Source organism: Shigella sp. SIG3 (genome assembly GCF_053555855.1).
The window spans coordinates 1-7,478 of sequence record NZ_JBQZXE010000152.1 but is presented as its reverse complement, the minus strand read 5'-3'; the positions used below and the strand labels follow the sequence as shown (position 1 = coordinate 7,478).

Here is a 7,478-nt window from a genome sequence, read left to right as displayed (position 1 = left end):
GCCCGGCTTGATTCTCCATTCATTGCCTCTTCAAGGCGTTCCTTGAAACGCATTATTTCCGGGGCATAAAAATGCGCTCTGCATTTTTGCTTTCTTTTTCACCTGTCATGCTCAATCTCTCTGTTATATAAAGAATTTTACAGAATTCTTTGATTTGCATTGGTTAAAATAAAAATGTGCATAGCTCTTGAAATGCGCATTTTTCTGCGATATCGTTTTTCCCGATAGCGGTAGCCGGTATCAGTTACCGAAAACGTTAAGAGAGTAAGGATCGCAGAATGTCAGCAAAAAACCAAGACTGGCACGCAGAGCAGATAAAGGCTGCTGTTCGTATGAAGGGGAAGACACTATCTCAATTATCCAGAGAGGCAGGCTTAAAGCCTGACACTATGCGTAACGTATTTCGCTGCCATATACCACGATACGAAGCAATCATTGCTAGATATTTGGATATGGAACCAGCCCAGATTTGGCCTTCTCGGTATATGGAGAAAACATCATGTTAACCCATTGGGTAACAGCGCAAGAATGCGTAGGAATGTCATGCTTTCCTAAACATGAGGTGAGTATTCGCCGCAATCTTGAAAAGCTTGCAGCCAATCATCCAGAACTACGTCGCAAGCGTACGGGTTCAAAGGCTTTGGAATTTCATATATCAGTTCTACCAGCGGCAGCACGTGTTGAGTTGTTATTAAAATCTGAGCAAATAGAAACAAGCCAGGGGTATTTTGAAATCGCCCGCCCCACGCTGGAAGCGCACGATTACGATCGTGAGGCACTGTGGAGCAAATGGGATAAAGCCAGCGATTCCCAGCGCAGACTTGCTGAAAAATGGTTGCCTGCGGTTCAGACTGCAGACGAAATGCTTCAGCCGTTATTGGTGCGATTGTCGTGCTATTTATCTACAGGAAGATTAAAAGTTAACGCTTAAATTGCACAAAGGCTGCACACAGGCAGCCTTTGCTATTTTTTAGAGGTGACGTTACCACCATCCCAGCTCAGTGCCGAGTACGACAATAATCGCCACACCCATCATAATAATCGTTGTTTTTTTCATCTTTATGCTCCCGGGGCAGCATAGCCGCCAATAAAAAACCATGCTAAAAATACGACCGCTGTAATGAAGATTACAACCGGAAAAATAATACCGATTCGCATGTTATCACCAATCAAAAGGATGTGAATACGCCTCAGGAATGTAGCGCTGGATGCGCGACAAAAGGTGTTTTCTGTTTGTGTTTTTTCTCCTGATACATCGCAATATCGGCAGCATGCAGGGCACTGTCTGCATCGGTTGTTTCAGGATCGACTTCTACTATGCCAAGACTGGCACCGGGATAATACAAATCAACATCACCTAAGTGATATTCTCCACGTATTTGCTGTTGAATACGTTCTCGCAGCGACGAAATATCCGCATTCTCGTTGTTTAGTGAAACAACCAAAAACTCATCACCACCGAGACGACCAATAACTTCGCCATTTTGCTGGAGCGTATTAAGGCGCTCGCCAACCTGAATGAGAAACAGATCGCCACTATTATGACCAAAACGATCATTGATTAATTTGAAGTTATCCAGATCGATAAACGCGATCATTATCTTATGGTTAAGATGCCGGGCGAGGGAAAACAGCGTCGTCAGATTTTCAAAAATCGCCCGCCGATTCGGTAGCCCGGTTAACGAGTCGGTATACGATTGCGCAATCAGCGCAGCATTGGCTTCGTGCAGCTGTTCAACCAGTGCCTCTTTTTGAATATATTGTGCAATCAGTCCGGCGAATAACTGTAAAACCTGTTCCGCGCGTTCACTCCACTGGCGCTTCTCACTGCTGGCGGCGCAAAGCGTGCCATAGAATGATCCATCCGGTAAGTGAATTGGCGTGCTCAGAAATGTGGTGATGCCAAGATTGCGTGCCGCAATACAGTCGCCCCAACGGTCAGGGACTTCATCGCTGAAAAAGCAGTTTTCATCAATGGCGCGTTTGCATAACGAGTAATCCCACGAGACGGTAAAATTCTCCGGGATGTGCATTTTCTGGCTGTTACGGGCAAACATAATATGTTGCAGGCGCGCTTCGACATCCACTTTGGTCAGGTAGGTTGATTCCATATCAGTGACCATTTCCAGCATCTCCAGAAGCTGTCGGACCAGACTTTCCAGTGACTGTTCTTTGGCAAGGGATTGCGAGACGCGGGCGATAATCTGATCTGACACGGAACAACTCCAGGATACGGCGGGTAAGTGCTGATTATTTAATCTTTGCAGGCATGATAAAACATCATCAACAAAGATGAAACAAGACGTAATATGTTTTGAGTGAATGTAATAAAAATAGTGCTGCAAAACAAAACGATACCGCGATACTCTAAGCTTGGATAAATATGTGAGATCAATAAATGAAAATTATCAGTTTTGTTCTGCCTTGCTTGCTGGTCCTGGCTGGTTGTTCAACCCCTTCTCAGCCAGAAGCACCTAAACCGCCGCAGATTGGTATGGCAAATCCGGCGTCGGTCTATTGCCAGCAGAAGGGCGGGACGCTCATTCCAGTGCAGACAGCGCAAGGGGTCAGCAACAATTGCAAATTACCGGGCGGTGAAACGATTGATGAATGGGCATTGTGGCGACGGGACCATCCGGCTGGTGAAAAATAACCGCCGGATGCCGTACTAAAATCACAAGCTACGTAGCCAGTCGGCCAGCACCAGCGCATGGTTCTGCGTGGTGTTTTTTGCTGCGTAGAGCAGGGTCAGCGGCTGTTTTTTGGCGATGTCCGCCAGCCGCTTTCCTTCTTGCTCGTGTTGCGCCAGTTCTGCGCGATATTGCTCGCGAAAGGTTGCAAAATCGACGACTTCGCCGTGAAAGGCTTTGCGCAGTTCCGTTGACGGCGTGATTTCTTTATCCCACTCATCAAGGGCTAAATCGGTTTTTTTGATACCGCGCGGCCAGAGGCGGTCGACCAGTACGCGATAACCATCGCTCTGTTCAGCCGGATCATAAACGCGTTTGCACTGAATATTCATCGTGTTTGTTCTCCCTTTCACGCAAGATTTGTCACGTCACTATAGCACCGGATATTAGCGAATTTCTTTGTCTCTCCCGGCGCAAAGTCCGAAAATCGCCATCAGTAGTGAAAGTATTGCAACACCCATCAGTGGTACGGACCAGTTACCGTTAGCATCGTGTATTTTACCCATTAGCGGCGGCCCACAGGCTGCCAGCAAATACCCGACGGATTGTGCCATCCCCGAGAGTGCCGCCGCCTGATGCGCAGAACTTGCCCGAAGACCAATGAACGTCAACCCCAGTATCATTGTTGCGCCGGAACCAAAACCGAAAAGCAGAGTCCAGGTGATCGCGTGCGCTGGCATAAAGCAGAGCCCAACCGCGCCCACTGCGCACATCAAAGCAACGAACGCTGCAATACCACGCTGGTCTTTCACATGATGTAAGAAAAGTGGGATCAGCAAACCGGGAGCTGCTGTGGCTAGTTGCAGCAAACCATGCAGTGAACCCGCCTGTGCTTCGCTATAGCCGTGACTGATGAGGATCGCCGGAAGCCAGCCAATAATCACGTAATAGACCAGTGAGTTGATCCCAAGAAACAATGTTACCTGCTAGGCAAGTGGCGAACGCCAGATACCCCGAGTATGTAAGGCGCGTGAGGTACTCAAATTTGCATGTTGCTGACTTCGCCACTGTGGCAGCCATAAAAAAAGAGCCAGCAGAGGAAAACACATCAGCATGAACAACGCGCCTTGCCAGCCAAAACCGTTCAAAGCCAGCGGCACGACCATAGCCGATCCCAGTGCCGCTGCAGCTCCCATTGTCAGGGAATATGCGCCGGTAAGTCTGGCGACGGAATGAGGGAAATCGCGTTTAATTAATCCTGGCAGTAAGACATTGCCTAATGCAATCCCACCGCCAATGACCGCTGTACCGCCAAATAATAAGTAAGGCGAAGGGAGAGAACGAATTGCGATACCTGCACAGATCAAAAGTAACGCGGCAAACAGGCTACGTTCCATACCAAAACGTCGCGCCACCGGGGCAGCCAGAGGTGAGATTAGCGCAAAGGCCAATAATGGCAGGGTGGTTAATAAGCCGGTTTGCGCTGTCGTCAGCGAGTAAGCGGAACGAATCGTATCCAGTAACGGCGCTGCGCCGGTAAAGGTGACGCGTAATGTTGTGGCAATCATCAGAATGCCAGCGATAAGGACAATCCTGTTTTTGCCGCTTAATGAAGTTGAACAGGTCATATGCTTCTCATTGTTACAAACGAGGCTGTACCTTACCGTTTTTATTGTTATGTTGAATCAAGCTAAAATGACAAATTATCGCTAAGTTCGGACAAAATGATGCACAGGTTGAATCTCAATGGCTATGAACCCGACCGACACCATGAAGCCGCGGTCGCATTTTGTATTCACGCCGGAACGGATGAGTTAACCAGTCCTGTACATCAGCACCGCAAAGGACAGCTGATACTAGCATTACATGGTGCAATTACCTGTACGGTGGAAAATGCTTTGTGGATGGTGCCGCCACAATATGCGGTTTGGATACCGGGCGGGGTGAAGCATAGCAATCAAGTGACAGCTAACGCTGAACTCTGTTTTCTGTTTATCGAACCCAGCGCAGTGACAATGCCGACAACATGTTGCACATTGAAAATATCGCCCTTATGCCGGGAATTAATTTTAACCCTGGCAAACAGGACGACGACTCAGCGTGCTGAGCCGATGACCCGCAGATTAATTCAGGTCCTGTTTGATGAACTCCCTCAGCAGCCACAACAACAGCTGCACCTGCCCGTTTCTTCTCATCCTAAAATCCGCACGATGGTGGAGATGATGGCGAAAGGGCCCGTCGAGTGGGGGTCATTGGGGCAATGGGCTGGCTTTTTTGCGATGAGTGAACGCAATCTTGCCCGACTGATAGTGAAAGAGACGGGGTTGAGTTTTCGCCAGTGGCGTCAGCAGTTACAGCTGATTATGGCGCTTCAGGGATTAGTGAAAGGCGATACTGTACAGAAAGTTGCTCATACGCTGGGGTATGATTCAACAACGGCCTTTATTACTATGTTTAAGAAAGGCCTAGGGCAAACGCCAGGCCGATATATTGCGGGATTAACTACTGTTTCCCCACAATCAGCGAAACCAGACCCGCGGCAATAAGCGGGCCAACCGGTACGCCGCGAAACAGCGCTACGCCTAAAACAGTGCCCACCAGCAGCCCAGCAACCAGTTGCGGCTGGCTGCCCATTAACGTCACGCCGCGCCCACCCAGCCAGGAGACAATAACGCCTACTGCAATTGCCACCAGCGATTTCCAGTTCAGAAACGAGTGAATCAAGGTTGAGGGCGGTAGCGTCCCGCTGGCGATGGGGGCCATAACGCCAATCGTCAGAATGATTATCCCGATACTTAGCCCCTGTTTTTCAATCCACGGGAAAAAGGTGCTTAACGGTGTGACGCGGACAATGATCAACACCAGAATTGAAACGGCGACAGTGGTGTTATGACTGATAAAGCCCAGCGCAGCTAACCCGAGCAGGATCAGCAAAGTGACATCAAACATCGTGGTTTCCTTGCCAAAAAATAATAAGCCTGCTTACTTTACGCTTGCTGCAGGAAGGAAGTAGAAAATCTTTACGTTTTTTGCATAAAAAATCAGGCGAACTGTCATCAAACTGCCATTTGTGCACGCTAACAATAACGTGAAAACAGCTATCTCCCGGGGGCATGCTATGAACGATCAAATGTTCGTCGAGACACTGATTATCACATCATCGTTTTTTGCTATTGCGGTTGTGCTGGTTTTGTCCGTTCTGCTTATTGAACGGATAGGCTAGCTACGCAGTGCGGCGGAAATTGACCAGTTCTGGTTGCGCAATGCGCAAATAATCCGCGGTTTTCAAAATAACGGATTTATCCAGCATCCCTGCATTGAAGGCGATTTCATCAAATCGTTCGAAGAGTAGAGGGTCGGCAACCAGTTTGAGTTTTGGATGGAAGCTGAAAGGGGGGATCGCGCCGAAGACACAGCCTGTGAGTTCATCAACTTCCGCCGGGCTGGCCAACGAAGCGCGTAATCCGCCTATATGGCTGGCGAGTTGGCTCAGATCGGCCTGTTGATCGGCTGCGAGGATCGCCAGAACATGTTGATTTACGCCATTGCCTTTGACTTTACATACCAGTGCCTTAGCACCCTGGCCTAGAGCGGTGCCACGAATTTCTGACACCGCTTCACATTTACCTACCGCTTCATGGATAACGACGCGGAAGTTAGCACCTTCTTGTGATAATAAAGCGATTAACTGCTGATGCGTCACGCTTCCTTTAGCCATTTCAGTCATTTCACGCTCCTGAGATTACAAGCAAACAACCACAGAAGGTTATCATGAACGGCTGTTTTTGTTCTGCTTATTGACATATAAACGCTCATCGGAAGCTTTATACGCATCATGTAACGTAATCGCTAAATCCCCCTCCTGATGACCGAGGTTGTCATTTATTTGCTTTAACTTGTCCATGTCAATTGCAATAAACATCACCGAAGAACCGGATTGCACCAGTTTCTGCAACCGCTGCTCCAGTTCAGGGGTTAAAATTTTGCGATTATACAGTCCAGTCATCGCATCACTAATATTTTCTCGCGACACATTTTGGTATAAACGGAAGTGCATCCGGACCATATTCAGCAAAATTAACGCCGTCAAAATCCAGAACAGAACGCTTTTCCACGAAGACGTGATAAAGTAAAGAATATCAATGGATAACGAGACACGAATGCCGCCCGGTAAGTCATGGACGTAACTGACATACTGGAACAGATTATCTTCGCTCTGGTTGATGATAATGTCGCGCCCCGAATCGGTATCGGTTAGCGTGACATTGAGAAAACGCCAGAGGAGAGGGCGGTCATGAGTGTAAAAGATATTCCGCAAATTGTTTTTGTTAATATCCAGCAGCACAATCCCTTTTAGCTGCCCTGCGACATATACCGGCGTCAGCAAACTCATCACGTTCTGTTTAGTACGCTGATCCTGGTAAATGCTCGACAATACGGTACGCCCGGTAAATACCTTTTCAATATCTTTGCGATCGATGCCAATACTTCCTGACTGCAGGAAGGACCAGTTATTCATCGCAAAGTATTCAACATTAACCGGCTCATAAAAATAGACATAGCGGTCATTGAGATCGAGATAATAGTGAAATTTCTCTTCGGCTATCCCAAGACCTGAACCGTAATCATCCTGGTGGCGGTTGCCTTCCACTGCCTGATCAAAAGCGGGTAATAGTGCTGCAGCTTCCACAATTGTGTCGCAGTCAGTGGATGCGGTTTGTAGTGTGCCGCGTAAGCCCGGGTATTTATGGGCAGTCAGGTTTAAGCCATGGGTATTATTGGCAGACTCAAAAGCCTCGCAGATGGCGCGCCGCTGTTCTGGCGACACTTCCGACTGCTCAGCAGCGT

The 7,478-nt window shown here is 48.2% G+C and carries 12 protein-coding genes and 1 pseudogene; 5 read left to right on the top strand and 8 right to left on the bottom strand.

Annotated elements, in window-relative coordinates:
• The first annotated feature begins 278 nt into the window (after nucleotides 1-278).
• Together ACUU1I_RS18570 and ACUU1I_RS18565 are read left to right on the top strand one after the other, a co-directional pair.
• The gene (locus ACUU1I_RS18570; protein WP_001274794.1) at nucleotides 279-506 is read left to right on the top strand and encodes a helix-turn-helix domain-containing protein; all 228 of its coding nucleotides are present in this window, start codon (nucleotides 279-281) and stop codon (nucleotides 504-506) included.
• Nucleotides 500-931 carry a DNA-binding protein gene (locus ACUU1I_RS18565; RefSeq protein ID WP_000955482.1) on the top strand — a complete coding sequence of 144 codons (432 nt, stop codon included), beginning with the start codon at nucleotides 500-502 and terminating at the stop codon, nucleotides 929-931. The genes ACUU1I_RS18570 and ACUU1I_RS18565 overlap by 7 nt, the downstream gene beginning before the upstream one ends.
• Nucleotides 932-982: 51 nt before the next feature.
• Here the strand turns inward: ACUU1I_RS18565 and yoaJ are convergent, their stop codons facing one another.
• Genes yoaJ through dgcP form a run of 3 tightly spaced genes read right to left on the bottom strand, consistent with a single transcriptional unit; the run spans nucleotide 983 to nucleotide 2,216 of the window.
• Complete coding sequence (gene yoaJ, locus ACUU1I_RS18560) at nucleotides 983-1,057, bottom strand: protein YoaJ (RefSeq protein WP_001386836.1); 75 nt, start codon at nucleotides 1,055-1,057, stop codon at nucleotides 983-985.
• A gap of 2 nt (nucleotides 1,058-1,059) precedes the next feature.
• Entirely contained in the window at nucleotides 1,060-1,158 is a 99-nt protein-coding gene (locus tag ACUU1I_RS18555; RefSeq protein ID WP_001219350.1) for a YoaK family small membrane protein, read from the bottom strand.
• A 32-nt stretch (nucleotides 1,159-1,190) separates the two neighbouring features.
• On the bottom strand, nucleotides 1,191-2,216 hold the full coding sequence (gene dgcP / locus ACUU1I_RS18550) for a diguanylate cyclase DgcP (RefSeq protein WP_005068753.1): 1,026 nt from the start codon (nucleotides 2,214-2,216) through the stop codon (nucleotides 1,191-1,193).
• 182 nt (nucleotides 2,217-2,398) lie between these two features.
• On the opposite strand from dgcP, the gene yoaF reads away from it, so the two are divergent.
• Nucleotides 2,399-2,653, top strand: a complete 255-nt coding sequence (yoaF, locus tag ACUU1I_RS18545; RefSeq protein WP_000691930.1) for a DUF333 domain-containing lipoprotein YoaF — start codon at nucleotides 2,399-2,401, stop codon at nucleotides 2,651-2,653.
• Nucleotides 2,654-2,674: 21 nt separating this feature from the next.
• Here yoaF and ACUU1I_RS18540 read toward each other — a convergent pair whose 3' ends face one another.
• Nucleotides 2,675-3,022, bottom strand: coding sequence for a DUF488 domain-containing protein (locus tag ACUU1I_RS18540; protein WP_005049895.1), 348 nt, complete (start codon nucleotides 3,020-3,022; stop codon nucleotides 2,675-2,677).
• 54 nt (nucleotides 3,023-3,076) lie between these two features.
• A pseudogene (nimT, locus tag ACUU1I_RS18535) lies at nucleotides 3,077-4,258 on the bottom strand (2-nitroimidazole transporter).
• A gap of 96 nt (nucleotides 4,259-4,354) precedes the next feature.
• Between nimT and nimR the strand changes: the two are divergent.
• Complete coding sequence (gene nimR / locus ACUU1I_RS18530) at nucleotides 4,355-5,176, top strand: DNA-binding transcriptional regulator NimR (RefSeq protein ID WP_000972265.1); 822 nt, start codon at nucleotides 4,355-4,357, stop codon at nucleotides 5,174-5,176.
• On the opposite strand, the gene ACUU1I_RS18525 is transcribed toward nimR, so the two are convergent.
• Nucleotides 5,133-5,579, bottom strand: coding sequence for a DUF441 domain-containing protein (locus ACUU1I_RS18525; protein WP_000460707.1), 447 nt, complete (start codon nucleotides 5,577-5,579; stop codon nucleotides 5,133-5,135). The two genes, nimR and ACUU1I_RS18525, sit on opposite strands and share 44 nt — an antisense overlap.
• Nucleotides 5,580-5,748: 169 nt before the next feature.
• Between ACUU1I_RS18525 and yoaI the strand changes: the two genes are divergently transcribed.
• Nucleotides 5,749-5,853 carry a small membrane protein YoaI gene (gene yoaI / locus ACUU1I_RS18520; RefSeq protein WP_000999629.1) on the top strand — a complete coding sequence of 35 codons (105 nt, stop codon included), beginning with the start codon at nucleotides 5,749-5,751 and terminating at the stop codon, nucleotides 5,851-5,853.
• Here yoaI and yeaK read toward each other — a convergent pair whose 3' ends face one another.
• Both yeaK and ACUU1I_RS18510 read right to left on the bottom strand, forming a co-directional pair.
• On the bottom strand, nucleotides 5,854-6,357 hold the full coding sequence (gene yeaK, locus ACUU1I_RS18515; protein WP_000138038.1) for a mischarged aminoacyl-tRNA deacylase: 504 nt from the start codon (nucleotides 6,355-6,357) through the stop codon (nucleotides 5,854-5,856).
• 42 nt (nucleotides 6,358-6,399) lie between these two features.
• Nucleotides 6,400-7,478: GAPES1 domain-containing protein (locus ACUU1I_RS18510; protein WP_449144876.1), on the bottom strand; the 1,079-nt coding region annotated here is incomplete at its 5' end.

Coding starts and splice junctions, on each gene's coding strand:
- ACUU1I_RS18570 (WP_001274794.1), top strand. CDS start 279: ATGTCAGCAAAAAACCAAGACTGGCACGCAGAGCAGATAAAGGCTGCT.
- ACUU1I_RS18565 (WP_000955482.1), top strand. CDS start 500: ATGTTAACCCATTGGGTAACAGCGCAAGAATGCGTAGGAATGTCATGC.
- ACUU1I_RS18555 (WP_001219350.1), bottom strand. CDS start 1,158: ATGCGAATCGGTATTATTTTTCCGGTTGTAATCTTCATTACAGCGGTC.
- yoaF (WP_000691930.1), top strand. CDS start 2,399: ATGAAAATTATCAGTTTTGTTCTGCCTTGCTTGCTGGTCCTGGCTGGT.
- ACUU1I_RS18540 (WP_005049895.1), bottom strand. CDS start 3,022: ATGAATATTCAGTGCAAACGCGTTTATGATCCGGCTGAACAGAGCGAT.
- nimR (WP_000972265.1), top strand. CDS start 4,355: ATGATGCACAGGTTGAATCTCAATGGCTATGAACCCGACCGACACCAT.
- ACUU1I_RS18525 (WP_000460707.1), bottom strand. CDS start 5,579: ATGTTTGATGTCACTTTGCTGATCCTGCTCGGGTTAGCTGCGCTGGGC.
- yoaI (WP_000999629.1), top strand. CDS start 5,749: ATGAACGATCAAATGTTCGTCGAGACACTGATTATCACATCATCGTTT.
- yeaK (WP_000138038.1), bottom strand. CDS start 6,357: ATGACTGAAATGGCTAAAGGAAGCGTGACGCATCAGCAGTTAATCGCT.